At 68.6% G+C, this 24,732-nt stretch carries 24 protein-coding genes; 9 read left to right on the top strand and 15 right to left on the bottom strand.

The genetic code is table 11. The features are described from left to right. Positions 1 to 14 precede the first annotated feature (14 nt). Positions 15 to 1,241, bottom strand: a complete 1,227-nt coding sequence (locus C6A87_RS08880; RefSeq protein WP_311116896.1) for a cytochrome P450 — start codon at positions 1,239 to 1,241, stop codon at positions 15 to 17. 115 nt (positions 1,242 to 1,356) lie between these two features. Between C6A87_RS08880 and C6A87_RS08875 the strand changes: the two genes are divergently transcribed. From C6A87_RS08875 to C6A87_RS08855, 5 genes are all read left to right on the top strand, one after another. Continuing rightward, positions 1,357 to 2,217 (top strand): enoyl-CoA hydratase/isomerase family protein, encoded by an 861-nt coding sequence (locus C6A87_RS08875; RefSeq protein WP_311116895.1) that lies wholly within the window; start codon positions 1,357 to 1,359, stop codon positions 2,215 to 2,217. A gap of 4 nt (positions 2,218 to 2,221) precedes the next feature. Then, a complete protein-coding gene (locus C6A87_RS08870) occupies positions 2,222 to 3,661 on the top strand; it encodes an FCD domain-containing protein (protein WP_311116894.1) in 1,440 nt (479 codons plus the stop codon). A 79-nt stretch (positions 3,662 to 3,740) separates the two neighbouring features. Next, positions 3,741 to 5,309, top strand: a complete 1,569-nt coding sequence (locus C6A87_RS08865) for an AMP-binding protein (RefSeq protein WP_311116893.1) — start codon at positions 3,741 to 3,743, stop codon at positions 5,307 to 5,309. A 192-nt stretch (positions 5,310 to 5,501) separates the two neighbouring features. Beyond that, positions 5,502 to 6,623, top strand: coding sequence for a hypothetical protein (locus C6A87_RS08860; RefSeq protein ID WP_311116892.1), 1,122 nt, complete (start codon positions 5,502 to 5,504; stop codon positions 6,621 to 6,623). 22 nt (positions 6,624 to 6,645) lie between these two features. Next, positions 6,646 to 7,854 (top strand): CoA transferase, encoded by a 1,209-nt coding sequence (locus C6A87_RS08855; RefSeq protein WP_311116891.1) that lies wholly within the window; start codon positions 6,646 to 6,648, stop codon positions 7,852 to 7,854. 8 nt (positions 7,855 to 7,862) lie between these two features. On the opposite strand, the gene C6A87_RS08850 is transcribed toward C6A87_RS08855, so the two are convergent. Beyond that, positions 7,863 to 8,657, bottom strand: a complete 795-nt coding sequence (locus tag C6A87_RS08850; RefSeq protein WP_311116890.1) for a GntR family transcriptional regulator — start codon at positions 8,655 to 8,657, stop codon at positions 7,863 to 7,865. A gap of 94 nt (positions 8,658 to 8,751) precedes the next feature. On the opposite strand from C6A87_RS08850, the gene C6A87_RS08845 reads away from it, so the two are divergent. Then, the gene (locus tag C6A87_RS08845) at positions 8,752 to 10,224 is read left to right on the top strand and encodes an aldehyde dehydrogenase family protein (protein ID WP_311116889.1); all 1,473 of its coding nucleotides are present in this window, start codon (positions 8,752 to 8,754) and stop codon (positions 10,222 to 10,224) included. Between the two features lie 8 nt (positions 10,225 to 10,232). After that, on the top strand, positions 10,233 to 10,688 hold the full coding sequence (locus C6A87_RS08840) for a DUF2599 domain-containing protein (RefSeq protein WP_311116888.1): 456 nt from the start codon (positions 10,233 to 10,235) through the stop codon (positions 10,686 to 10,688). On the opposite strand, the gene C6A87_RS08835 is transcribed toward C6A87_RS08840, so the two are convergent. Genes C6A87_RS08835 through C6A87_RS08775 form a run of 13 tightly spaced genes read right to left on the bottom strand, consistent with a single transcriptional unit; the run spans position 10,678 to position 23,488 of the window. After that, positions 10,678 to 11,415, bottom strand: coding sequence for an RsiV family protein (locus C6A87_RS08835; RefSeq protein WP_311116887.1), 738 nt, complete (start codon positions 11,413 to 11,415; stop codon positions 10,678 to 10,680). The two genes, C6A87_RS08840 and C6A87_RS08835, sit on opposite strands and share 11 nt — an antisense overlap. A gap of 11 nt (positions 11,416 to 11,426) precedes the next feature. Beyond that, entirely contained in the window at positions 11,427 to 11,999 is a 573-nt protein-coding gene (locus C6A87_RS08830; protein WP_311116886.1) for a hypothetical protein, read from the bottom strand. Between the two features lie 27 nt (positions 12,000 to 12,026). Further along, a complete protein-coding gene (locus tag C6A87_RS08825) occupies positions 12,027 to 13,277 on the bottom strand; it encodes an MCE family protein (protein WP_311116885.1) in 1,251 nt (416 codons plus the stop codon). Next, the gene (locus C6A87_RS08820; protein ID WP_311117863.1) at positions 13,274 to 14,503 is read right to left on the bottom strand and encodes an MlaD family protein; all 1,230 of its coding nucleotides are present in this window, start codon (positions 14,501 to 14,503) and stop codon (positions 13,274 to 13,276) included. Before C6A87_RS08820 ends, C6A87_RS08825 begins: the two co-directional genes overlap by 4 nt. Positions 14,504 to 14,508: 5 nt before the next feature. Further along, positions 14,509 to 15,615 (bottom strand): MCE family protein, encoded by a 1,107-nt coding sequence (locus tag C6A87_RS08815; protein WP_311116884.1) that lies wholly within the window; start codon positions 15,613 to 15,615, stop codon positions 14,509 to 14,511. Beyond that, entirely contained in the window at positions 15,612 to 16,631 is a 1,020-nt protein-coding gene (locus tag C6A87_RS08810; protein ID WP_311116883.1) for an MCE family protein, read from the bottom strand. The genes C6A87_RS08815 and C6A87_RS08810 overlap by 4 nt, the downstream gene beginning before the upstream one ends. Before the next feature lie 23 nt (positions 16,632 to 16,654). Continuing rightward, positions 16,655 to 17,704, bottom strand: coding sequence for an MlaD family protein (locus C6A87_RS08805; RefSeq protein WP_311116882.1), 1,050 nt, complete (start codon positions 17,702 to 17,704; stop codon positions 16,655 to 16,657). Further along, positions 17,701 to 19,080 carry an MCE family protein gene (locus C6A87_RS08800; protein ID WP_311116881.1) on the bottom strand — a complete coding sequence of 460 codons (1,380 nt, stop codon included), beginning with the start codon at positions 19,078 to 19,080 and terminating at the stop codon, positions 17,701 to 17,703. Before C6A87_RS08800 ends, C6A87_RS08805 begins: the two co-directional genes overlap by 4 nt. Before the next feature lies 1 nt (position 19,081). Beyond that, the gene (locus tag C6A87_RS08795) at positions 19,082 to 19,936 is read right to left on the bottom strand and encodes an ABC transporter permease (protein WP_311116880.1); all 855 of its coding nucleotides are present in this window, start codon (positions 19,934 to 19,936) and stop codon (positions 19,082 to 19,084) included. Beyond that, positions 19,936 to 20,766 (bottom strand): ABC transporter permease, encoded by an 831-nt coding sequence (locus C6A87_RS08790; protein ID WP_311116879.1) that lies wholly within the window; start codon positions 20,764 to 20,766, stop codon positions 19,936 to 19,938. The genes C6A87_RS08795 and C6A87_RS08790 overlap by 1 nt, the downstream gene beginning before the upstream one ends. Before the next feature lie 46 nt (positions 20,767 to 20,812). After that, positions 20,813 to 21,097, bottom strand: coding sequence for a hypothetical protein (locus tag C6A87_RS08785; RefSeq protein WP_311116878.1), 285 nt, complete (start codon positions 21,095 to 21,097; stop codon positions 20,813 to 20,815). After that, positions 21,097 to 22,254 (bottom strand): amidohydrolase family protein, encoded by a 1,158-nt coding sequence (locus C6A87_RS08780; protein WP_311116877.1) that lies wholly within the window; start codon positions 22,252 to 22,254, stop codon positions 21,097 to 21,099. Before C6A87_RS08780 ends, C6A87_RS08785 begins: the two co-directional genes overlap by 1 nt. A gap of 55 nt (positions 22,255 to 22,309) precedes the next feature. Continuing rightward, positions 22,310 to 23,488, bottom strand: coding sequence for an acyl-CoA dehydrogenase family protein (locus C6A87_RS08775; RefSeq protein WP_311116876.1), 1,179 nt, complete (start codon positions 23,486 to 23,488; stop codon positions 22,310 to 22,312). Positions 23,489 to 23,604: 116 nt separating this feature from the next. Between C6A87_RS08775 and C6A87_RS08770 the strand changes: the two genes are divergently transcribed. Next, positions 23,605 to 24,357, top strand: a complete 753-nt coding sequence (locus C6A87_RS08770; RefSeq protein WP_311116875.1) for an acyl-CoA dehydrogenase family protein — start codon at positions 23,605 to 23,607, stop codon at positions 24,355 to 24,357. Beyond that, entirely contained in the window at positions 24,291 to 24,728 is a 438-nt protein-coding gene (locus C6A87_RS08765; protein WP_311116874.1) for an acyl-CoA dehydrogenase, read from the top strand. The genes C6A87_RS08770 and C6A87_RS08765 overlap by 67 nt, the downstream gene beginning before the upstream one ends. Positions 24,729 to 24,732: the final 4 nt, after the last annotated feature.

Below are 24,732 nucleotides of genomic sequence, written 5' to 3'. Positions count from 1 at the left end.
GTCGGCTCTTCCGGTCAGTGCATCCGTGTCGGTAGTTTCGTCAGCCCCCGCAGGGACACCGTGGGCTTGTAGCGCAGGGACTCCCGGGGAACGGTCAGTTCCCATTTCGGGAACCGCTCGAGCAGTGCCGCCAACGCGATGCGGCCCTCCAGGCGCGCCAGCTGGTGTCCCAGGCAGTAATGGATACCGAACGCGAACGCCAAGTGGCGGTTAGGTTTCCGTGTCAGATCCAGCTGGTCGGGATGGTCGAACACGGTTTCGTCACGGTTGGCCGAGGTGATCGATCCGAGCACCTGCGACCCACGCGGGATGGGGACGCCGCGGATCTCCATGTCCACCAGGGCGAATCGGGCTGCCCCATCGGCGACCGGCGAGGTGAACCGGAGCAGCTCCTCGACCGCGGTGGTCTCCAGCAGCTCGGGGTGGGAGCGCACCAGCTCGAGCTGATCGGGGTGCTCGATGAGCGCCAGCACACTGCTGCCGATCAGGTTCGCGGTGGTGTCGTGGCCTGCCAGCAGCAGCAGGAACACCATGGAGACCAGCTCCCGGTGGCTCAACCGGTCGCCGCCCTCGTTGGCACGGACTAGCTCGGAGATCAGACCCTCGTCGGGCTTCAGCCGGCGGTCCTCGATGAGGGCCTCGAACAGTTTCGCCAGCCTGCGCGCCGTCGGGTACTGACGCAGCGGGCTGCCCTGCTGGTTTCCCATCTTCTCGACCAGTGTGTGGAACATGTCGCGGTCCTCGTCGGCGACGCCGAGCATGGTGGCGATCACCGCCAACGGCAGCTTCACCGCGAACTCATGCACGAGATCCACGTCCTGCTTTGCGGCGACCTGATCGGCGACCTGGTCGGCGATCTTGGCGATGTCCGGCGCCATCGTGGTCACCAGCTTCGGGGTGAACGCCTTGTGCACGAGCGTGCGGAGCCGCTTGTGGTCCGGGTCGTCCTTGAAGACCATGGTCTGGGCAAGCATCCGCAGGCTCGGCGGCAGCAACCAGATGAACTTGCCCGCCGCCGAGTTCTTGAGGACGTCGGTCGAGAACCGCTCGTCACTGTGCACCGTCATCACGTCGTCGTAGCGGGTCAGCAGGTACCCACCCTTGCCCTGCAGCAGCCCGGTGGCCGTCGCCCAGGACACGGGCCGGTCGGCCCGCAGGGCGGCGAATCGGGCGTGGGGATCGTCGAGCATCTCCCGCGTGTCGAGATCTGTTCTGTCCAGCGTCTCAATCACTTTGGACATGGCCGCTCCTCCAGCTCCTCACGTCCGGCGCCACACCGCGGGCGTCGAGCACACAGCCCATGTCGAGTTCTTTTTAACTCCGTGCGGCATCCGCTTTATTAGTACACTGATTTCTATGATTCTGGCTAGCCCTTCCGGAAACACCTCAGGAAATCTCGACGTCGACCCCGAAGCCGACGGCAACGGCGCAGTCCGACTGCAGGACATCACGTTCGGGGTCGATGAGGACCACGTCGCGACGATCACCCTGAACCGGCCCGATGCCCTCAACGCGATCTCGGGCGGGATGGCAGCCGAGCTGGCCTGGGCGTGGCAGACGATCCGCGACACCGACGACATCCACGCCGTGGTGCTGCGCGCCGCAGGCGACAAGGCGTTCTGCACCGGAGTGGACGTCAAGGGCGAGGCCGGCTGGTTCTTCCGCACCAACGTGTGGAACACCTTCGACCCCGGCACCGTCATCTCCCCGAAGCTGCACCACCGGTGCTGGAAACCGGTCGTCACCGCGGTGCACGGGTTCGCCGCAGGTGGCGCCCAGTACCTGCTCAACGAGTCCGACATCATCATCTGCTCCGACGACGCCGCGTTCTTCGACCCCCACGCCAACGCCTCGATCGTCTCCGCGCTCGAACCCATCGGCATGCTGCACCGGGGGGTGCCACTGGGCGAGGTGCTGCGGTGGGCGCTGATGGGCACCGAGGAGCGCATCTCGGCGGAGACCGCGCTGCGGATCGGACTGGTGTCCGAGATCGTCGACCGGGCACAGCTGTGGGACCGGGCCCACGCCATCGCGGCCTCCATCGCGATGCGCAGCCCCACCGCGATCCAGGGCAGTGTTCGCGCGATATGGGAGTCTTTAGACATGACCAGGTCGACGGCGCTGCAGAACGGCATGGCCTACACCCATATCGGCAACCCTCCGCTGCACGAGCGCCGGGCCGCGCCGCGGCGCAACGGCCCACCCGTCTACCGGTGATGCCGTGACCTCCGAGCTGATCGCGCCTCGCGTCGACTCCCGTCGCGCCAAACTGGCCGGCCGGGCCGCCGAACAGATCGTCGCCGACGTCATCGAGCTGGGATGGCCGGTCGGCCAGGTGCTCGGGTCGGAGACCGAACTGCTCGACCGCTACGGGGTCAGCCGCGCGGTGCTGAGGGAGGCGATCAGACTGGTCGAGCACCAGCACGTCGCGCGGATGCGCCGCGGCACCAATGGCGGGCTGGTGATCGTCGAGCCCGACGTCGAGGGCGTGATCGGGCCCGCGGTGATCTATCTGCTCCGGGTCGGGGCCACCCTCGACGAGATCTTCGACACCCGGATCGCGCTCGAGGAGCTCGTCGCCGAGATCGCCTCGCAACGCGCCGACGAGGCCGACATCGTCGCGGTCCGCGAGACCCTGGAACGCGAGTCCGCGGGCGGCATCTCCCACTTCCGGTTGCTGCACAGCCGGCTCGCCGCGCTGACCGCCAACCCCGTTCTCGAGTTGTTCGTCGAGGTCCTGACCCGGGTCAGCAACTTCTTCTTCGACGAACGCGCTTCCGTCCCCGGCAAATTCGCCGACGAGGTGTGCCGCGCCCACGACGCGATCGCGCGCGCGATACTGGGCAACAATCCCGGCCTGGCCCGGGACCGGATGCGGCGCCACCTCAGTGCGGAGGCCGCCTTCATCAGCAGGCGGCCCACCACCGTGCAGCGTCTCGACCCGGCGGTGGCGCTCGCGGGCACCCTCGGCGACAAACGGGGCGAGGCGCTGGCGCGCGAGATCTTCGCCGGGATCGTGAACTCGGGTGCGGCACCGGGCGCTTTCGTCGGGTCCGAAGCCACGCTGATGGAGAAACACCACGCCAGCCGCGCCGTCGTCCGGGAAGCCATCCGCATCCTGGAGTACCACCAGATCGCGGGCACCCGGCGCGGCCCGGGTGGCGGGCTGTTCGTCGACGAGCCCGACATCTCCGCGCTGACCGACATCATCTCCATCTACCTGCGCCGACGCGGCGTGACGGTCCGCCACATCACGCAGCTGCGGACGGGGCTGGAACTCGCGGTCGTCGAGCAGGTCGCCGACAGGTTGCGTACCGGCAGCAGCGACGCAGCCATCCTGGAGCAGGCGTTGAGCGCCGAGACCGCGCAGGGCCTGGCGCCCGCCTTCGGTCACGGGGAGGACTTCCACTCCGCCCTGGGCCGCCTCACCGGCAACCGGGCGATGCAACTCGTGCACAGCGTGACGATGCGCCTGGGCTGGCAGTTCTTCTCCCAGCTGGCCGCCGACGATCCCGGCGTGGCCGCGCTGTCGAAGTCGCTGCCCACCACGGTCGGACCCGCGCACCGGGGCATCGCCGAGGCGCTGGCCGCCGGCGACACCGAGCTGGCCGTCATGCGGATGCGCGCGCACATGGCCGATACCGTCACCCGCTCCGGCTGACGGGATCCGCGCGGCGCCAGGTCTTCCCACCTCCGCGAGTTAAGGATACTGTTCTGTCTAATTCGGAGCGGGAGGGTCGATGCAGCATCCATGGGATCAGCGTCTCGGCGTGTGGTGGATTGCAGAGGATCACCCCGACGCACCAGCGATCGTGGAATCGCCCAGCGGCCGGACCCTGACCTTCGCCGAGCTGACCGCGGCGGCCCACCGGGTGGCGAACGCGCTGCGGGAACACGGGCTCGACCCCGGCGACGTGGTCGCCTACGCGCTGCCCAACGACGTCGACGCCGTGATCTGGCAGCTGGCCACCACCGAGATCGGGCTGCGCTACCTGACGTTGAACACCGCACTGTCCGCCGACGAGTTCGCCTCGATCCTGGACCATTCCGGGGCCGCCGCGCTGGTCACCCACGTCGACCACCTCGACCGCTTCCCCACGGTGCCTGCCGGTGCGCGGTTGCGGATCGTCGTGGGTGCGCATTCCGCGGTCCCCGCCGGATTCGACACCGAAGCGGACTTCCTCGCCGGCCACCCGTCGACCCCACCCGCCGACCGCACCCAGGGTGACGCGATCCGGTATTCGTCGGGGACCACCGGTACGCCCAAAGGCATCGTCCGCCCGCTCGACGGGCAGGACCCGTCCGAGGCCGCCAACGCGCACGCGATATTCGGGCGCGCCTTCGACTTCCGCCCCAAGGAAGGGGTCCACCTGGTCTCGACCGGCATGCACCACGCCGGCTGCCAGAGCTTCTATCTGGGCGCGCTGAACGTCGGGCAGTCCCTGGCGATCCTGGGCCGCTTCGAGGCCGAGCAGACCCTCGCCGCGATCGACCGGCATTCGGTCACCACCGCCTACATGGTCCCCACCCAGTTCGTCCGGATGCTCAAGCTGCCGCCGCACGTCCGGGACAAGTACGACCTGTCCAGCCTGCGTTCGGTGATCCATTCCGCAGCTCCGTGCCCGCTGCAGGTCAAGACGGACATGATGGCGTGGTGGGGTCCGGTGATCTGGGAGACCTACGGCGGCACCGAAGGCCCCGCCACCATCGCCAAACCGCACCGATGGCTGGAGAAGCCCGGCACCGTCGGTCGCCCGATCCGCGGCGTCCGGGTCAACATCCTCGACGACGCCGGAAACCCGCTGCCTGCAGGCGCCGTCGGCAACGTCTACATCGAGCGCCTGGACGGACAGTCATTCGAGTACCGCAACGACGTAGAGCTCACCGCATCGGTGCACCGCGGCTCGGCATTCACCATCGGCGACGTGGGATACCTCGACGAGGACGGTTACCTGTTCATCTGCGACCGCGCCAAGGACATGATCATCAGCGGCGGGGTCAACATCTATCCCGCCGAGATCGAAGGCGTGCTGGCCGGCCATCCGGGCGTCGCCGACGTCGCGGTCATCGGCATCCCGGATCCCGAATGGGGCGAACAGGTCAAGGCCGTGGTCGAACCCGTCGACGACACCGACCCCCCGCCCGCGCTGGCCGATGAGCTGATCGCGTACTGCCGGGCCCGGCTCGCGGCATTCAAATGCCCACGGTCGGTGGACTTCACGACGAGACTTCCGCGCACCGAGAGCGGCAAGCTCGTCAAACGCGAGATCAGGGACCCCTACTGGGCCGGGGCGGGTCGGCAGGTCTGATGCCGCTCTCCTGCCCCGGTCCACCGCCCACGACGGTCGCGGAGGTGTTGCGCAGTCTGGCTGCACCACAGCCGAACTCCCAACGACCGGCTACTCGTCGACCTGCAACCGCTGAGCGTCTGCGGCGGCCGGGGCGTGTACGCATTCCCAAACCAATACCTAAATAAGTATCCTTTACGTTAGGATCGCATCATGGTGAGCGCGGTCACGCCGGAGGCGAGGGGCGAGAACCCGGTGCCCGTCACCGCCGACACCCCCTTTCGCCCGGTGGACGACGACTTCCACAAATCGCCCGACGACAACCCGTACTGGGCCGAGACCACGTGGTGGTCGTTCAATGTGCCCGAACGCAAGCTCGGCGGCTGGCTGCACGCACAGTTCAACACCAACCGCGGCACCGTCACCTGGCGGGTGTACGTCTGGGACGACAGCGCCGCACCGGCCGACGAGGTGCGGTACTTCCGGATGGAAACCGATGTCCCGATGCAGGATCCGGCCCCGGATCTGCGCGACATCCTCATTCCCGGTGGTGGTTTCAGCGTCCGGATGCTGCGTCCGCTGCGCGCCTACCGTATCGAATTCGACGACCCGGAAGCACAATTCGCCGTGCGGCTGATGTTCGACGGCGTGCACGACCCGCGTCGCTACACCCCCGGCGAACCTCCGTTCATGGAGCACACCCACCTCGACCAACTGGGTCATGTCACCGGCGAGCTCACGCTGTCCGGCGAGTGCATCCCCGTCGACTGCTACTCCATCCGGGACCGGTCCTGGGCGCCGCGCGGCGGCCCGTCCCCGGCCAGGACCACCCCCGCGGGCAGCGTGTCGGGCGGCGGAGTCGACGAACAGTCCCGGGTGCGCCACCCCGGGGGTCCGCGGTGGCGGGAGATCGAGCGGGAACGGGGACGCGGCCGCATCCAGTACATCTTCGGCCATGCCGGTGCCGACGTCGGGTTTCTGGCGTTCGCCCGCGTCGCCGACGGCGACGCCGCGGGGTGGTCGCCGCTCAACCACGGATGGCTGTTGCGCGACGGCCGCTTCGAGCGGCTGGACAAGTCCGCCAGCAGGATGCGCAACTTCCGGGACCCCGTGACCGGGTGGAGCGCCCACATGGAGGTCCGGCTCGCCGACCTCACCGGCCGCTCGATGGAGGCCGAGGGTTTCACTGTCAGCCACATCTGCGAACGCGGCGGCGGCAGCACCGCGTTGATGCGCTGGGAGTTCGACGGCCGGATCGGCTGGGGGGAGGACCAGGACATCTGGCACCCGAAACACTTCGCGCGCATGCTCGAAGCGCTGCAGGCAGTGCGGTGACGCAACCGATGAGGAGCAGCAGGTGACCGATCCGTTCCACGGTGTCCGGGTGGTGGAGGTCGCCGCCTGGACGTTCGTTCCGGGTGCCGGCGCCATCATGGCCGACCTCGGGGCCGACGTCATCAAGGTGGAGCCCCCCACCGGTGACCCACAACGCGCTCTGCGCAACGCCCTCAACTCAGACGACTCGTCGCCCAATCCCTTTCTGCACGTGCCCAACCGCGGCAAGCGCAGCATCACGCTCGATCTGACCTCCCCGGCCGGGGTGGCCACTCTGGTGCAACTCACCAAGGGTGCCGACGTCTTCCTCACCAGTTATCTGCCCAAGGTCCGGGCCAAACTCGGCATCGACGTCGACGACCTGCGCGCCGACCATCCCCGGCTGATCTATGTGCGTGGCTCTGGTTGGGGCACAGCAGGTCCGATGGCCGACGCCGGTGGTTTCGATTCCGCCGCGGCCTGGTCGGCCGCGGGCATCCAGCACAAACTCACCGCACCCGGCGCGGACGCGCCCGCGGCGCAGCCTGCCGCATTCTTCGATCTGCAGGGCTCGAGCGCGATCGCGGGGGCGGTGGCGATGGCGCTGTACCGGCGCGAACGCACCGGCGAGGGCGCGGTGGTCGACGTGTCGCTGCTGAACACCGGCATGTGGACGATGGGCCCGGACCTGGCCGCCACCGCGGCGGGCAGCGGCGAACTACCGCGGATGGGCCGCCACGATGCCCCCAACCCGATCGTCAACCTGTACCGCACGTCCGACGACCGCTGGCTGAATCTGGTGTGCCTGCAGGCCGATCGGTACTGGGTCGAGCTGTGCAAGCTGATCGACCGGCCGGACCTCGCCGACGACGAGCGGTTCGGCGACGGGATGTCCCGTTACGTCAACCGGGTGGCCTGCATCGCCGAACTGGACAAGGCGTTCGGCGCCCGCACCATGGCCGAATGGAAGACGGCGTTGGCCGGCTTCTCCGGAGTGTGGTCGGCCGCAGCGACATTCGACGAAGTGTGCGGCAACCCCCAGGTCGCCGCGAACGGATACCTGCCTACCGTCACCGGCGCCGACGGCCGCGACTTCCGGCTGGTGGCTCCGCCGTACCAGTTCGACGGGACACCGTCGGTTCCCGCCGGGCCGGCACCCGAACTCGGGCAGCACACCGAGGAGGTATTGCTGGAATCCGGTTGGGACTGGGACCGGATCAGCGAGTTACGCGATGGCGGGGCGCTGGGCTGATTACCGTGTCACACATAGAGATCGATCACCGTTTCCTTTGCGAGGCCGCCCCACAGCATGCTGCGGCCTGCCCGGTCCATGTGTGCGGCCCAGAAGTCCCTGGCCTCGGCGGCGGCACCGTCCTCCACCAGCGCGGTGAACTTCGTGAAGCTACGGATGGTCCGCTTGAACTGCTTCTCGATCTCCGTGTGGTCGGTCACCGACCTCATCACCCGCGTCATGTGTCTGGTGATCACCTCGCGCAACACCGTGCCGACCAGCATCAGCGTGTTGTTACCGGCCCGCTCCATGATCAGATCGTGGAACCGGAACGTCGCCGCCGACCACTCGGCGAAGTCCGCGCCCTCGGTGCCGTCGTTGACCAGGACCGCCAACGCGCCGGCCGCGGCCTTCAGGTCGGCGATGTCCTCAGGCGTCGCGCGCCGCGCGAGCATCTCCGCCGCCGCCGGCTCGAACACTTTCCTGGCCTCGTAGACGTCGGTCAGCGTGGTCCCCGACATCTGCAGAAGCTGACCGAAATGGCGTGCGGCGACCGAGGTTTCGGGAGAACAGACCAGCACCCCACCGCGAGATCCGCGCCGGACCACGATCAGCGACTCGCTCTCCAGGATGCGGAAGGCCTCACGCAACGTGGGACGGGAGACCCCGAACTGCTTGACCAGTTCCACCTCGGTGGGCAGCGCGTCGCCGGGCTTGAGCACACCGCGCACGATCTGGCTCCGCAACTGATCGGCGATGAGTTCGGCCGTCTTCGGCGCACGGACCAGTTTGGTCACGTTCTTCGGCCGGCTCACCGCATCCATCAGGCCATCCGTCCATACCACTGCAAGTGCGACGGGCGTCACCGCCCAATTACCTAACTGATCTTACTCATTGCCGAAACCTCAGGAGTATTCGATGACGTCGACACCACTGGCCACCCGCGGACTCTTCATCGACGGCGCATGGACCGACGGCGTCGGCGACGAATCCCTGCTCGTCCTCAATCCGGCGACCGAGGAGACCATCGCCGAGGTGCCCCAGGCCACCCCGGCCGACGTCGACGCCGCCGTGGCCGCGGCCCGCCGCGCGTTCGACGAGGGCCCGTGGCCGGCGATGCGGCCCGCCGAGCGCGCCCGCATCCTCGCCGCGATGGCCGACGAACTGGACCGCAGACGGGCCGAACTGGTCGAGCTGAACATCACCGAGGCCGGGTCCACCCGGATGCTCGCCGAGATCCTGCAAGTCGGCACGCCCATCGATCATTTCCGCGACATGGCCGATCGGGTGCTGCCCCGGTTCGCGTTCGAGCAGCCGGCACCGCCGGTCTACGGCAACGGTATCGGCCAGGGCGTCGTGGTCCGCGAACCCTACGGCGTCGCCGCGCTGATCACCGCGTTCAACTTCCCGTTCCTGCTCAACCTCGCCAAACTGGGACCGGCCCTGGCCGCCGGCTGCACCGCCGTACTCAAAGCGTCGCCGTACACGCCGCTGGAGGCGCTGGTGCTCGGTGAGATCGCCGAGGCCGCCGGGCTGCCGCCGGGCACGCTGAACATCGTCACCGGCGACGTCGCCGCGGGTGAGACGCTGACCCGCCATCCCGGTGTGGACATCGTCAGCTTCACCGGAAGCGACGCCGTCGGGCGCAAGGTGTACGGCCAGGGCGCGGAGACCATCAAGAAGGTGGTCCTCGAGCTGGGCGGCAAGTCGGCGAACATCATCCTCGAGGACGCCGATCTGGACAAGGTTCTGGAGAGCGTGCTGGCCGGGTTCATCACCCACGCCGGGCAGGGCTGCGCCCTGCAGACCAGGATCCTGGTGCACCGGTCGCTGCACGACGACCTGGTGGCCCGGATCGTCGGCGTGCTCGGGTTCCTCTCGGTCGGCGACCCGGCCGACCCGGCCACAATGGTGGGCCCGCTGATCCGCGACGTGCAGCGCACCCGGGTGGAGTCGATGATCGCCGCCGGCGTCGACGAAGGCGCGCAGATCGAGTTCGGCGGCGGCCGCCCCGCCCATCTGGACCGTGGGTACTTCCTGGAGCCGACGCTGTTCACCGGCGTCGACAACGGGATGCGCATCGCCCAGGAGGAGTTCTTCGGTCCGGTGGCCGTGGTGATTCCGTTCGGTGACGACGACGAGGCGGTGCGGATCGCCAACGACAGCCGGTACGGCCTGTCCGGCGGCGTGTGGTCGGCCGACCCGCTGCGCGCCGTGGCGGTCGCGCGCCGGTTGCGCACCGGGATGGTCGTCATCAACGGTGGCGGGGGCGGGCTGAATCCGGGGGCCCCGTTCGGCGGGTACAAACAGAGCGGGATCGGCCGCGAGTTCGGCGAGTACGGGCTGTCGGAGTACCTGCAGCACAAGGCCCTTCAGTGGCCGACCGGTTAGGGTCGACGATGCCGTCGACAAGACACCGGCTGCCGGGACTGGCGGCACTGGCCGTGGCCGCCACACTCGGCGTCGCACCCGCGCACTCCGATCCGCCACCGCCCAGGCCGCCGGGAAGCCCTCAGTACATCGACCACACCGTCTGGGAGTACCACCCCGCACCGGGCGGCGACCGTGCCACCCTGCGGATTCTCCCGACCTCGTGGGGCTGGGGCTCGGTCGGCATGTTCAGCAACGGCGCACAGCTCTACGACGCCTGGGCGGAACTGCTGCAGCACGCCCCCGACGCCAACACCCTGACCATGCAGCACCAGTTCTTCTGCCACTGGCAGCAGAACGCGTTCACCAATCCGGGCAAGGTGGGCACGTGGAACCTGGAACCGTGGCGGCCGGTGGTCTCGAACACGATGCTGTTCAACGCCGGATGCAATCCGGGTGGCCCGGACGACGTGCTCAACTGGTGATGGGCAGGAACACCGGCGCGATGAGGTCGGTGACCGCGGGCCACGGCACCGTGACGGTGCGAACCCCGCGCCCGATCTGACCGTCCGGGAAGTGCAACTCGATACCGTCCGCGGTCGGCAGCCAGAACTTGAAGTTGCGTTTCAGCGGAGCCAGCGCGGCCCCGTATTCGGCCCATCCGCCCAGAGGCGGCGTCGGGTAGGCCGCGGGCAGGATCTTCTTCGTCAGCTCCGACAGCCGCACCAGGCCTGCCTGCCGGTCGACGAACAGGTTGTCCCAGACGATCTGGATTCCGCTGCGAGAGTCGAACACTCGCGTGGCCACCGCATCTACCGGCATGTTCGGCAGCTCGGTGGCGTGGTACCGGCCGGTGAACAGCGCAGAGATGGTCATCGGCCGGAACAGCAACCGGCCCTGGGAGCGGAACGTCCACGGCGAGCTCTTGCTGGCGCTCGCGGCGTAGAGCCACACCTGGCCGTCGGCCTCGTCGTCGAGGATGCGGTTGATCGCGTCGGTCACCGCGGGGTCGCCGCCTGCGGCCTTCTCGTAGTTGACCGTCCAGTCCCCGGGGCCCTGGGGACTGACGCCGGCGCGCACGTCGGGCACCACGGTGTAGACCACGCCGTTGGACGTGGTGTCGGCACTCGCCGGGTGCGCCGTGGCGAACACCGCGGCCGTCGCGACGACCACCACGCCGACCCACCGTCCGATGTGTCGCATGCTCGTCATCCGCTGACCCCTCAGGCCAACTCGACGTCGCCGGCCAGCCACCGGCCGTCGACCTTGTCCATCGTCATGATGATCCGGTTACGGTCCAGTCGGGGTTCGGGATTCAGCGCGTTGGTGACGGCCTGGTCCACGAACAGCATGACCTCGACCCTGGTCGGCGTCGCCGACTTGATGCCTGCCGCGATCACCGTTCCGGTGGCCTTCGCCTCATTGTCGATCAGCACCTGTTTCAGCCCCGCGCTGGACTGGCTGTACATGTCCTTGAACTCGCCTGTGGCACCGTCGAGTACGGCCGCGAAGTTCGAGTCGAGTTTCGCGGCGTCGACACCGGTCAGGATGACGGCGTACTGCTGCGCGGCCGCCGACGCCTGCGCCTCAGCGTCGGCGAGCATGCGCTGGGTGCGCAGCTCCCAGCCCAGCATCCCCGCGACGGCCAGCGCCCCCGCCAACAGCACCGCGCCCGCGCCGACGGCGACGGTGCGCCGCGACGGGCGCCGCACGCCCCTGCGCGCGCCGGGCTCACCGGCGGCCGCATCGGCCGTGTCACTCTCGGTGTCCGGCGTCAGAACCTGGTCGTTCGTCATCGGTGTGGCCTCTCCAAGATGATCGGGTCAGGGTCCGCGCGGTGTCGGCGGCAACGGAAGATTCGGGCCCGCATAGGGTGTCGGGATCGTGAGCGGCCCGGTCGGGGTGGGGTCGGCCCGCTGCAGCGGGTTCGCGCCAGGCGGCGGGCCGGCGGTGTCGGCGCCCGGGGGCACCGGCACACTGCGCGCACCCCGTACCAGGTACTTGGGATCCGGGTTGAGGCAATAGGTGTACAGGTACGGCTCGGGGAAGTCGCCCACCGTCGGCGGTGACTTCGGCAGGTTGAAGTCGCACGAATGCCGCGGGTACAGATTCACCGCGCCCCACACTCCCCCGTCGCGGAACGTGCTGGCCACCGCCTCCAACGCCGACCCCGCGCGGTACTGGGGGAAAAAGAGCTCCTGCAGTGCGGGCACCCGGATGTAGGACTGCTGGGCCACCGTGGTGAGGTTGCCGAGCAGCTGGACCATCGTGGGTGAGTTGTCGGCGATCAGATCGTCGATGCCGGCGAACGTGGTCGGCGCGGAATCCACCAGCGTCCGGTAGCCGCCGTCCATCCGCTCCACCCCGCCGAGGATCGAGTCCAGGTTCGTCGACGTCGCCTCGAGCCCGGGGCTGACGTCGTGCACCGTCGAGAGCACCACCTTGCTGCTGCGGATCAGGCGCACCGTCTGCGGCAGCACGGAGTCCAGTGTGGACACCAGGAACGCGCCGCCGTCCAGGATGGCCGCCAGCTTCTGCCCGCCCTGCGGTCCCACCCGCAGCTCGTCGAGCACGGCCGCGAGCTGCTCGGTGTCGACCTGCTGGAGGGTGCCGTCCAGGTCGGCCAGCAGCGTCGGCAGCGTGACCGGGGTCTGCGTTCTGTCACTGGCGATCTCGTCGCCGTCGGCGAGGTAGGGGCCGTCGTTGCGGTCGGCGCGGAAGTCGAGATACTGCTCGCCGGCCGGCGACAGTGCCGAGACCCGCGCGTGGGTGTCGGCGGGGACCCGTACGTCGGGGTGGATGGCCGCGACGGCCACCACGCCGTCGGAGGTCATGTCGACCGAGCGGACGCGGCCGACCGGTACGCCGCGCAGCGTCACGTCCTGGCCCGGCAGCAGCCCTCCCGTCACCGGGAGGTGGACCCGCACCAGGGTGTCGGACCGGGTCGGGTCGAGTTTCAGCGTCCCGAACAGCACGTAGGCGACGCCGACCACGAACATCATCGCCAAAGCGCAGGCTGAGAGGCCCAGTCGTCTGGTGCGCGCGAACCCGACCGCGCTACGGAGGACGTTCACGGGGCACCCCCGGGGGCAGGCGGATTCGTGGTGGGCGGCAGCAGTGGCGGCGGTGGCGGCGCGGGGGTGAGCGAACCCGGGGCAGGCCCGACGAGGTCGGGCGGGGGCACCGTACCGGGTGGCGCGGTGGGGGCACCCCAGAACTTGTTGCGCAGCATCATCAGCTCGTAGCTGATGCTGCCGACCATGTTCCGGAAGTCCTCTCTGGTCGGCGCATGGCTGCCTGCGTCGGCGGGATGGTAGGGATCGGCGAACCCGCCGATCGCCAAATCGGCCAGGTCGATGTCGACGTGGGCGGCCGTCCCGTTGGTGACCTTCAGCACCGAGCCGAACATCGAGTTGAACTGGTCCAGTGAGGCGTTGGGTTCCAGCGACGCGGCGTTGAGTTCGGCCGACAGCCGGTTCAGGTCGGCGATCATGCTGCGCGACGGCTCACCCCGCACCGACGGGAGCTTGGCCAGCTGCAGCGTGATCCGGTTCACCTGCGCGACGAGATCGACGATGCGGCCGGTGTTGTCGGCGACGGTGCCCAGTGCGGGGCCGGCCGCGGCGATCGCCGCGTCGATCGACTGCTGGCGCGCCGACATGGTGGCGGCCAGGTCGCCGGTCCGGGTCAGCGCGCGTTTGACCACCGCCGAGCGCTCGGACAGGCTCTGGATCAATCTGGTGGACTCGTCGAGGAACTCGCCCAGGTCCTCCCCCTTGCCGCCGACGGCCCGGCCCATGCCGTTGAGCACCTTCGTCAGATTGCGGATGGCGCCGCCGTTGACGAGCAGCGCCGCGGTGCTCAGCACCTCTTCGACCGACGCCGCGGACGCGGTGGCGTCCAGCGGGATCTTGTCACCGGGGTTCAGCGCCGACCATTCGTCGATGACGGCCGGCGGGGTCAGGGACACGAAGATGTCGCCGAGGGGGGTGGCGGAGCGCAGTTCGGCCCTGGTGCCGACCGGGATCTGGACGTCGGAGGCGATCCGCATGTGCACCACGGCCGTGTAGTTCTCGGCCACCATGGATTCCACCTCACCCACGTCGGCGCCGGACAGCCGTACCTTGGCCTTGAACGGCAGGTTCTGCGCGTTCGTGAACGTCGCGCTGAGGGGGTATGTGCGGGCTCCCGCCGACGGTGCGGGCAGTGGAAGCCGGTCCAGGCCCACCGCGCACGACGTCAGCGCGCCCGTCGCCCCCAGCACAGCGGCGACCGCCAGTGCCCGCCGTACCCCTCGCATCACGTTCACGGTCCCAACCCCGCCAATCCCTCGAGCATGCTGGTGATCCCGAAGTCGGGACCAAAGTCCTGGATGGTTCCGGTGGAGCAGCCGAGCTGCTTCATTCCCAGCAGGTTGCACATCTCCTTGGTGGCCTGGGTGTTCAGTTCGATCTTGTCCAGCACGGGATGCGCTCTGATGGCCTGCTTCTCGGGATCGATCATGTTGTAGACGTTGTTGGTCAGGGTCGGCACCAGGTCGAACGCCTCCCCCAGTTCCCGCCGGTAGTCCGCCAGCGCCCGGGTGACGAGCTCGGTGTTGGCCGCTGTGGACTTCAACGACTCCCTGTTGGCCTCCAGCAGATCGGCTGTCCCGGAGAGGATCTGGTTGACCTGGGCGCCGGCGGACCCGCTGCCCAGCCGTTCGGCGGCCAGCACGGCACTGAGTTGCCGTAACGCAGAACCGAATTCCCTGATCGTCTCGTCGTTCTCCGCGGCGGCCTTGGTCAGGCTGTCGAGGTTGGTGACGATGGTGGTGATCGCGTCCCCCGTCGGTGCGCCGCGGTCCCTGCTCAGCTTCAACGCCGTCGACAGCTCCCCGAGCGACTCCCGGATCCGGGGGCCGTTGCCACTGGTCATCGCGGCACTGACGCTCAGCAGGTCGGCGACCGGGCCGCCGCCGCGGCCGTTGCCCTGCAGTTGCACGGCCAGTTCGTCGATCATCGCCAGCACCCGGTCGAACTCGACGGGGGTGCGGGTCCGGGCCAGGCTGAGAGTGTCGCGGTGGGCGAGCGTCGGGCCACCGCGGTAGGGCGGGGTGAACTCGACGTGCCGGTCGGTCAGGATCGACGTCGAGACCGTCACCGCCTGCGCGTCGGCCGGAATCTTGACCCCGGCATCGATGTGCATCGTGACATCGACGTACTGCCCGGTGGGGACGATCTCGGTCACCTCACCCACTCGCATCCCGAGGATCGACACCGCGTTGCCCTCGTACAGTCCACTGGCGCTGTCGAATTGGGCCGTGATGACCATTCCGCGTTCGCTCGATGCCATCGGCCCGCCCGAGCATCCGCCCGCCGCCAGGGCCATCGCCACGATGGCCGCCCCCTTGCCGAGCGTGCGCCGCGTCACCGGCAGTCCTCGAAGTAGTTCGGCAGGTTGAACTGTTCGGCGCGACCGCTCAACGCGCACATGACCGAGTCGATCAGCGTGCCGCCCGAGGAGGAGAAGTCGAACTCGTTGCCGTTGCCGGTCGCGTTGGTGAAGTTGCGCAGCGGCACGGGCATCATCTGCAGCGTGTTGCGGAACAGCGCGTCGTTCTTGCCGACCGAGGTCAAGATGCCGTCGAGGTTGGTCAACAGCTCGTCCATCGGGGCACGGTCTTCGACCAGCACCGGCTTCAACTGGTTCACCAGTTCGGTGGTGGCGTCGATGAGCCGGATGATCATCTCCCTGCGGGCCGCCAGATCGCTGAGCACGTCCCGACCCTGCGTCATCAGTGTCGCGAGGCTGCGCTGCTGACCGCCGAGCAACTCGGCGATCTGCTGCGTACTGCGCAGCAGATCCCCGATCTCGTCGCGGCGACCGGCGAGGACCGCGGACAGATGCGCGACGTTGTCCAGTGCCTGCGGCAGGATCTCGGGAGAGCCCTGCAATTGCTGGGACAGCGCGGTCATCGACTGGGCGATCTTCTGGGCGTCCACCGCTTCGAACGTCGTCGTGGCATCCTGCAGCGAGTCCTGCAGGGTGTACGGCACCTCGGTGTTGGCCAGCGGGATGCGGTTGTCGGTCAGCTCGCCGGACCCGGCGGGCTTGAGGTCGACGTACCGGGCGCCGAGCAGCGTGGTGAGCTTGATCCCTGCGCGGGTCGCCGCACCGAGGTGGACGTTCCTGTCGACTTCCAGCGTGACCACCACCTTGTCGCCGTCGAGCCGGAGCCCTTTCACCGACCCGACATAGACGCCGGCCACGGTCACCTGATCGCCGGCGCTCAGTCCAGCCGCCTGCGCGAAATCCGCGTCGTAGGTGGTCTTGCCGAGGCCGAGGCGCTGTACGCCGAGCAGCCCGCCCAGGGTCAGCACGATGACCAGTACCGCGATGATCCCCAACCGCAGGGTGCTGTGGTGTTCGATCGGCTTGCGGAACACCGCTGTGAGTCTCCCCCCGGTGTTCATTGGCATTTCGCGCTCTGCTGGATCCTGCCGCCTGGAGTGGCGTTCCGGATGATCGCGTCGATCAGACTGTCGATGCGCGGGAACTGACTGACCGTCAGATGGCATGCGTAGATGTCCAGATACGTTCCGCCCTGGCTGATCCGGGCGAGCCCCTTGAGCATCAGGGGGGTGTTGAACCCCATGTAGGCGAAGCCCTGTTTGTTCTCCATGAAGTGCTTGGCGAATCCGGGTTCGCGGGCCAGCCACTCGCGCAGATCGGGTTGCACGTCGGTGATGACCTGCGCGAGCCGCTCACCGACGATGCCCACCTGATCCATCGACGTGACGAATTCCTCTCGGCGCACGGCGAACCCGTCGAACACCTCCTCGGCGGAGTCGAGGGTGGACTTCAGGTCGCCGTCGCGTTCGGCCAGCGAACCCACCACGGAGTTGAGATTGGCCAGCACGCTCTCCAGGATCTGGTCGGTGCCGGAGTACGACTGGGCCAGCCGGGTGGTTTCGGAGATCAGCATGGTCAGCGCGCCCGTGTCGCCCTGGGTGGAGCGCACGATCGCGGTGGTGAGGTTGTCGACCTGGTCGGGGTTGAGCAACGCGAACAGCGGCTCGAAACCGTTGAGCAGGTTGGAGATGTCGAACGACGGCTCGGTGCGTTCGACGGGGATCACCGCGCCGGCGGGAAGTACGACCGGTTCGCTCGGGTTGGTGGAGCGGTCGCCGAGTGACAGGCCGAGGTAGCGCTGGCCGATGATGTTCTGGTAGACGATGGACGCCTTGGTGTTTCCGTAGAGCACCTGCTCGGTCTGCACGCGGAACCCGACCCTGGCCATGTCGCCGTCGAGTGCCACCTCGTCGACGCGGCCGACCTTCACCCCTGCCATCCGGACTTCGTCGCCGACCTTCAGGCCGGACACGTCGGTGAACATCGCGCCGTAGGACTCGGTGTCACCACCGACGTTGCGCTGCAGCGTGACGAAGACCGTCCAGATCAGGGCCAGGCAGACCGACAGGAACACGCATACCCAGATCAGTGGGCGCCGGTAACTCACGGGTTCTCACCTCCCGGTGCGACGGGCTGCGCCTCGGCGGGCAGCAGCGGCAGCGGCGGCGTGGCCGCGTCGGAATTCGGTACTGGCTCCGGCACGACGTGCACGGTGTTGCCCCGGGCCACCGGCCCGAGGAGGATCTCGGACGCGACATTGGTGTCGGGGCCGAGGAGTTCGGCGATCGCCGCCCGCTCCTCGGCGCTGCCCACCGGGCCGACGTTGCCGCCCGGCATCGTCCTGGGCAGTGGGTAGCTGCGCGGATCGGTCATCGGCGCCAGCGCGGGGACGTCCTGGGTGACGGGCGCGGTCGCGCAGCTGGGTCCTTCGAGTGCGCCGTAGCGCGGGCAGTCCTGCCGGGTGTACATCCGGTTCGGGGTGAACACCAGCATGAACTTTCCGGTGCCGTGGTTCCTGTCGGGGTTCCACACCTCGTCGAAGAACCGGGTGGACAGATTGTTGATCCGGGTGACGATGGCCGGGAACTCCGCTCCTCCGTCGGCGAGCACGCCGAGTACCGGCGACAGTTGGGTGGTGATCGCGATCAGCCGGTCGGTGTGGTTCTCGAACGCCGTGCCCATCGAGCCGAACGTGGTGTTCCCGGCGGACAGGAAATCGGCCAGCTCTCGGCGCTTCTCGGCGACGGTGCGCATCGGCACCACGGCCTGATGGACGGCGTCGAGCAGCTCCGGCGACGAGGACTGCAGGCCCTGCAACGCATCCGAGAGCACCTCCAGCGTCGGCGTCGTACCGTCGTCCACCATCAGCGCGTTGAGCTGGTCGACGATGCGTTTGGCTCCGCCGCCCGCGTGGGTCAGCTCGTCGCCCCGCCCGCTGGTGGCCTCGGCGACCGCGGCGAGCACCCCGACGGAGTCGCCGGACCCGGGCCGCCCGGCCGCTCCGAGCACGTTGCGCAGTTTGGTCAGCGCGGTCTGGAACTGGACGGTGGCCAGACTCTGGTCCTGGACGATCTCCGAGCCGGTGCGCAGCGCGGGCGCGGGCCCGTTGTCGACGAGCTGGATCGACGACACCGCGAACACGTTGCCGGGCACCACGCGGGCGGTCACCGTCGCCGGGATGGCCTGCGCGAAACGGGGATCGAGGGTCAGCGCGACGGTGTTCGCGCCGCCGTCGAGCGCCGGTTCCACACCGTCGACCCTGCCGACGAGCGCACCGCGGAACTTGACGTCGGAACCCTGCGGCAGGCCGTCGCCGACGTCGGCGAGCAGCGCGAGCACCTGCACGTGGCCGGAGAACATCCCCTCTGATTTCGCGACGGCGGCGGCGGCCAGCAGTGCGGTGCCGATCAGCAGGGCCACTCCGCGCAGCAGCAGCCGCCGTGGGGAGACGTCCTTGGCCGCCGACTCGAACCTCTGCACCATCTCAGCCACCGAGCCTCGCGCCGGACCCGATGCCCCAGAGCCCGACGGTCAGAAGCAGGTTGACGATGATCATCACCGAGATGCTGGCGCGCATCGCGCGGCCCGCCGCCACACCGACGCCCTGCGGGCCGCCGCTGGCGAAATAGCCGTAGTAGCACTGAATCGTCGAGGTGATGGTGACGAACACGACGGCCTTGCAGACCGAGTACAGGATGTCGGAGCCTGTCAGCACCAACCGGAAGTAGTGATCGTAGGAACCCGCCGACAGCCCGCCCGCGAAGCTCACCACGGTCTGCACGGCCGCGTAGTTGATCAGCAGACACAGGATGTACAGCGGGATGATCGCCACCACCGACGCGAGCAGCCGGGTGGTGATCAGGTACGGGATCGGCCGGATCGCCAGCGATTCCATCGCGTCGATCTCCTCGGAGATGCGCATCGAACCCAGCTGCGCGGTGAACCGGCAGCCTGCCTGCGCGGCGAAGGCCAGCGCCGCCATGACGGGCGCCAGCTCACGCGTGGACACCGTCGAGGACAGCAGGCCCGCGGCGGGTTCCATGCCGAGCAGGTGCAGTGCCTGCAGTCCCTCGATGCCGACGATCGCCCCGGCGGACGCGCCGAGCAGGATGATCACCCACGCCGTGCCGCCGCCGACCACGATGGAGCCGTTGCCCCAGGTGACATCGGACAGGATGGTCAGGAAGGCCTTGCGGTAGCGCGTGAGCGTCACCGGGATCCCGGCCACCGCGCGGACGAAGAACGTCAGCATGTGACCCAGGCGGACACCGCCGCCGGCCACCGCCGTCGACGCGACCACGAGGGGCCGGATCCCACGCGGGTAGTACGGCGCCGCCATCAGAGAGCCACCTTCGGGAACAGCAACACGTACATCTGCGTGAACACCACGTTGGTGATCATCAGCAGCAGGATCGAGGCGACCACCGTGGCGTTGACCGAGTTCGCCACTCCCGCAGGCCCGCCCTTGGTGGTCAACCCCTTGTCGCACGCGACCACGGCGACGATCGCGCCGAACACCACCGCCTTGATCAGGGTCAGCACCAGGTCACCGACCGTCGCGAAGGACGCGAACGTGGTCACGAAGCTTCCCGGGGCGCCGTCCTGGGCGAAGGTGTTGAACAGATAGCCCGCCAGGAAACCGATGAAGCACACCAACCCCGTCAGCGCGACACCCACGACGATCGCGGCCGCCAGGCGCGGCACCACCAGCCTGCGGACCGCCGAGATACCCATCACCTCAAGGGCGTCCACCTCGTCACGGATCGTCCGGGAGCCGAGATCGGCGCAGATGGCCGAGCCCACCGCCGAGGCCATCAGCAGCGCGGCCACCAGCGGTGCGCCCTGACGGATGACCGCGAGTCCACTGGCTGCGCCGGCCAGCGACGTGGCCCCGACCTGGCCGGCCAGCAGCGCGAACTGGATCTGCAGGGTCACGCCGATCGGGATGGCGACACACATCGTCGGCAGCATGGCGGTCGACGCCATGAAGGACGCCTGCTGGACGAACTCCGCGAACGGGAAGCGCCACCTGACGATGTCTAGGATCAGGTACTGCAGCGAGCGCAATCCCAGGATGAACTGGCTGCCCACGGTTTCCAGCGATGCGACGGGATGCCGCCTGGCATAGCCCTTCGTCCATTCGCCGACCTCACCGAGCGGTGAGGGCATGTCCCGTGTCGTCACCATTGACTCCCGGTTCCCCCGTCCTGGCTTCTCAGCGCCACTCGGGGCGTTGACCGGACGGTGGGCTCGCCACGGAGCCGAACCGCCTGGTGAACGACTCGTTCGTCTGTTGCTCGCGCCGGTAGCGGTCTCCGCTCTCACGCAGCAGCGCGATACGGCTCTCGATGCGAGCGATCTCATCGGTGTCCGACGGTGTCCGGGCGCGGACCCGTTCCAGCTGTTCGGTGGCCTCAGTCAGTTCCTCGGCCAGCCGGGCCGCCACCTCACCGAAGGTCAACAGGTCGTAATCGTCGGTGTCCGGCCGCGGCTCGGTCATCAGGCCTCCCCGAAGCGCAGGAGGGCACGCGCGTTGAGTTCGACGATGCGGTGGACGTCGGCGTCGTCGACCGAGAGAAGGTTCTCGGCGATCCGCTTGCGGCTGTTGGGCCAGTTCGAGTCGGAGTGCGGGTAGTCGACCTCGACGAGGATGTTCTCCACGCCGATCGCGTCCCGCGCCTCGACCCCGTGCACGTCGTCGATGAAGCATCCCCAGAAGTGCCTGCGGAACAGGTCCGACGGCCGGTCGGTGCGGCTGATCTTCTGGTACCACCGGTGCCGCTCCCAGGTGTAGTCCAGCCGCTCCAGCAGATACGGAATCCAGCCGATGCCGCCTTCGGACAGCATGAACTTCAGCTTCGGGTGACGTTGCAGCACACCGGAGAACACCAGGTCGGCGGTGCTCCACATCAAGTTGGTCGAGAACGTTGCGATGGCCACGGCGAACGGCGCGTTGGGGTCGTAGGAGCCGGCCGCGAACGAAAAGCCGGGGACGTATCCCCCGGAGCCGAAATGCAGGCACACCGGCATGTCCGCGGCCTCGAGCGCATCCCAGAGCACCTCCCAGTGGGAGGGATCGTGGAACGACGGCAGGCCCAGCGGCACGGGGCTGTCGGGGAAGGACACCGCCTTGGTGCCGATGCGCGCCAGCCGTTCCACCTCATCGGCGGCCAGCCCGGGATCCCAGGTGGGCAGAATCCCCAACGGAATCAATCGGTCCGGCGCCGTCGCGCACCATTCGTCGATCTGGAAGTCGTTCCAGGCGCGCACGCAGTTCAGCGCGAGGTCCTTGTCCCGGGCGCGCTGGAAGACCCCGCCACCGAATCCGGGAAAGGACGGGAAGGCCAGTGCGGCGTGCACGCCGTCGATGTCCATGTCCTTGACCCGCTCGACGGGGTCGTAGCAGCCGGGGATCATCTGGTCGTAGCGGACCGGTTCCATCCCGTACTCCGCAGGTGGCTTGCCGGCGACCGCGTTGAGGCCGATCTGCGGATAGAGCTGCTCTTCGAACCGCCACACATGGTGGCCCTCAGCGGTTTCGATGATCTGAGGTCCGGCCTGGCAATGCTTCTCGGGCAACCGGTCCTGCCATACCCGGGGATGCTCGATGACGTGGTCGTCCACCGAGATGATCTTCATCCAGTCCTGTAGCGGCATTGCCTGTCCTCCGAGTCCAACACTCTGTCCGCAGCCGGTGGCCCGGCCGCCCCCGTCATCCGCGTGGCAGCCCCAGTGCCCGCTCGGCGATCACGTTGCGCAACACCTCGTTGGTGCCGCCGGCGATGGTGAACGCACGCGCGTAGAGGAAGCCGTCCTGCCACCATCCGTCGTCCCACACCTCGGGGTCCCCCTCGACCCGGATGCCGTCATGGCCCTGCAGCTCGAACCCGAATTCGTGGAGCGCCAGGTTGATTTCGCTGAACAGGATCTTCGACACGGGTGCGTCGCCGAAGTCGCCGGTGCCGTGCAGCGACCTGCTGTCCCCGAACGCCGAGACCAGCGCGTTGACGTGGACGTCGGCGGCCAGTTTGCCGATCTCCTGGCGGATGTCGTCGCGGTCGATCGCCGAGCCGCCGTCGCAGCTGATCTCGGTGGCCAGGCGGACGAGCCTGTCCAGCGCGCCGAACAGCGACGCGCCGCCTCCCGCGCTGGAACGCTCGTGCGCCAGGCTCGCGGTGGTCACCGCCCAGCCCCGGTTGACCTCGCCGATGACCCGGTCTGCGGGGATGCGCACGCCGTCGAGGAAGACCTCGTTGAAGTCCGACGTGCCGGTGATCTCCCGCAGCGGCCGCACGGTGACGCCGGGTGTCGTCATGTCGAGTGCGAACGCGGTGATGCCCGCGTGTTTGGGGGCGTCGGCGTCGGTGCGGGCCAACAGGTAACCCCAGTCGGCGTGCTGACCGTTGGTGGTCCAGACCTTCTGCCCGTCCACCACGTACTCGTCGCCGTCCAGGCGGGCCCTCGTGCGCAGGCCGGCGAGGTCGCTGCCCGCGTCGGGCTCGCTGAAGAGCTGACACCAGATGTGCTCCCCCGACCGGATCCGCGGCAGGAAGTAATCCTTCTGCTCGGTGCTGCCCGACGCGATGATCGCCCCTGCCGCAAGCAATCCGCCGCCCACCGGTCCCGCCGCACCCGCCCGGACCAGCTCGTCGGCGACCACCGACTCATGGAGCGGATGCGAATCGGCCAGGCCGCCGTACTCGACGGGCCAGTTCACTCCCAGCAATTGCTCGGCGAACAACAGCCCGGTCCACTCACGCAGCGCGGGCACCTGGTCCGGCTCGGGTGCGCGGACCCCGGTGCGCGCCTGCCTCGGCGGGGCGTGCCGGGCGGCCAGATCGCGGACACGCCCTCGCAGTGCGCCCAGTCCCGCGTCCTGAGTGAGTTGCAAAGCGTCCTCCGCTGTCCGATCCCGCAAGCCTGATTGAGCTTAATCAGTATCCTGTATCTTTGTGAAGGGTTTCGCGGCCCCGACCCCGATCACCTCCTCCCAGTTAAGGAGCGCCTGTGAACTTCGAGCTCACCGACGAACAACGAGGGCTGGTCGATTCCACCCGCGCGCTGCTGGCCAAACTCCACTCGGTGGACAGGGCCCGCGGGCTGCTCGACGGCACCGAAGGCTTCGACGCCCAACTCTGGGACCGCGGCGCCGATCTCGGCTGGCCTGCGCTGGGGATCGCCGAGAACGACGGCGGCCTCGGACAGCGCCCCGTCGACCTGGCGCTGGTGGCGGTCGAACTGGGTTACGGCCTGGCCGCGACTCCGTTCATCCCCGTCGTCGTGACCGCGGACGCGGTGAGCCGATCCGACGTCGGCGACAAAGACAAGCTGCTGCAAGCGATCTCCGAAGGGTCGCTGATCGCCGCCTGGGCGTACGCGGAGTTCGGCCGGTCCTGGGGCGCGGCGAGCATGGGCACCGTCGCGCACCGCCACGACGGCGGCTACCTGCTCCGCGGCTCGAAGGTGTCGGTTCAGGACGCCGACGCGGCCCACCTGCTGCTCGTCGACGCCGTCCTCGACGGTTCGCCGCCCGATTCCTCGTGCCCGCCGACAGCGTCGGGGTGCGCATCGACCGGCAACGCACCCTCGACGTCACCCGCAGTTACTGCGATGTCACCTTCGACGACGTGGCGGTCGACTCCACGGCACTGTGCGCGGCCGGCGGACCGGCCGCACAGTCACTCGCCGAATCGATGCGTCTGCACACCGTGCTGCTGTGCGCCGAGCTCGTCGGCATCGGGCAGCGGCTCCTCGCGATGACCGTCGACTACGTCAAGGAACGGGTCCAATTCGGCCGCCCGGTCGGCAGCTTCCAGGCCGTCAAACACAAGTGCGCCGACATGCGGATCTGGGTACAGGCCAGTACCGCCGCGACCTACCACGCCGCGATGGCGCTCGACGGTGACCCGCAGGACGCCGACCGTGCGGTCAGCGTCGCCAAGGCCTATGTCTCCGACGCGGCCGGCCGCATCGCCGGCGAGGCGCTGCAACTGCACGGCGGGATCGGTTTCACCTGGGAGCACGACCTGCATCTCTTCCTGCGGCGGGCACGCACGGACGCGCTGCTGTCGGGCGACACCCGCTTCCACCGTGAACGGCTCTGCCACCTACTGGAATCGGCGCAGGCGTAACCGG

Source organism: Mycobacterium sp. ITM-2016-00317, assembly GCF_002968295.1.
Taxonomy (GTDB): Bacteria; Actinomycetota; Actinomycetes; order Mycobacteriales; family Mycobacteriaceae; genus Mycobacterium.
The sequence above is the reverse complement of the archived record's forward strand: the minus strand, read 5'-3'. Positions and strand labels throughout refer to the sequence as shown.

Excerpts from the sequence above, each read along its gene's own strand:
- C6A87_RS08780 (WP_311116877.1), bottom strand. The coding sequence starts at position 22,254 with ATGCCGCTACAGGACTGGATGAAGATCATCTCGGTGGACGACCACGTC.
- C6A87_RS08850 (WP_311116890.1), bottom strand. The coding sequence starts at position 8,657 with ATGGATGCGGTGAGCCGGCCGAAGAACGTGACCAAACTGGTCCGTGCG.
- C6A87_RS08865 (WP_311116893.1), top strand. The coding sequence starts at position 3,741 with ATGCAGCATCCATGGGATCAGCGTCTCGGCGTGTGGTGGATTGCAGAG.
- C6A87_RS08785 (WP_311116878.1), bottom strand. The coding sequence starts at position 21,097 with ATGACCGAGCCGCGGCCGGACACCGACGATTACGACCTGTTGACCTTC.
- C6A87_RS08835 (WP_311116887.1), bottom strand. The coding sequence starts at position 11,415 with ATGACGAGCATGCGACACATCGGACGGTGGGTCGGCGTGGTGGTCGTC.
- C6A87_RS08880 (WP_311116896.1), bottom strand. The coding sequence starts at position 1,241 with ATGTCCAAAGTGATTGAGACGCTGGACAGAACAGATCTCGACACGCGG.
- C6A87_RS08840 (WP_311116888.1), top strand. The coding sequence starts at position 10,233 with ATGCCGTCGACAAGACACCGGCTGCCGGGACTGGCGGCACTGGCCGTG.
- C6A87_RS08845 (WP_311116889.1), top strand. The coding sequence starts at position 8,752 with ATGACGTCGACACCACTGGCCACCCGCGGACTCTTCATCGACGGCGCA.
- C6A87_RS08795 (WP_311116880.1), bottom strand. The coding sequence starts at position 19,936 with ATGGCGGCGCCGTACTACCCGCGTGGGATCCGGCCCCTCGTGGTCGCG.
- C6A87_RS08765 (WP_311116874.1), top strand. The coding sequence starts at position 24,291 with ATGCGTCTGCACACCGTGCTGCTGTGCGCCGAGCTCGTCGGCATCGGG.
- C6A87_RS08820 (WP_311117863.1), bottom strand. The coding sequence starts at position 14,503 with ATGCGAGGGGTACGGCGGGCACTGGCGGTCGCCGCTGTGCTGGGGGCG.
- C6A87_RS08830 (WP_311116886.1), bottom strand. The coding sequence starts at position 11,999 with ATGACGAACGACCAGGTTCTGACGCCGGACACCGAGAGTGACACGGCC.
- C6A87_RS08800 (WP_311116881.1), bottom strand. The coding sequence starts at position 19,080 with ATGGTGCAGAGGTTCGAGTCGGCGGCCAAGGACGTCTCCCCACGGCGG.
- C6A87_RS08875 (WP_311116895.1), top strand. The coding sequence starts at position 1,357 with ATGATTCTGGCTAGCCCTTCCGGAAACACCTCAGGAAATCTCGACGTC.
- C6A87_RS08790 (WP_311116879.1), bottom strand. The coding sequence starts at position 20,766 with ATGCCCTCACCGCTCGGTGAGGTCGGCGAATGGACGAAGGGCTATGCC.
- C6A87_RS08860 (WP_311116892.1), top strand. The coding sequence starts at position 5,502 with ATGGTGAGCGCGGTCACGCCGGAGGCGAGGGGCGAGAACCCGGTGCCC.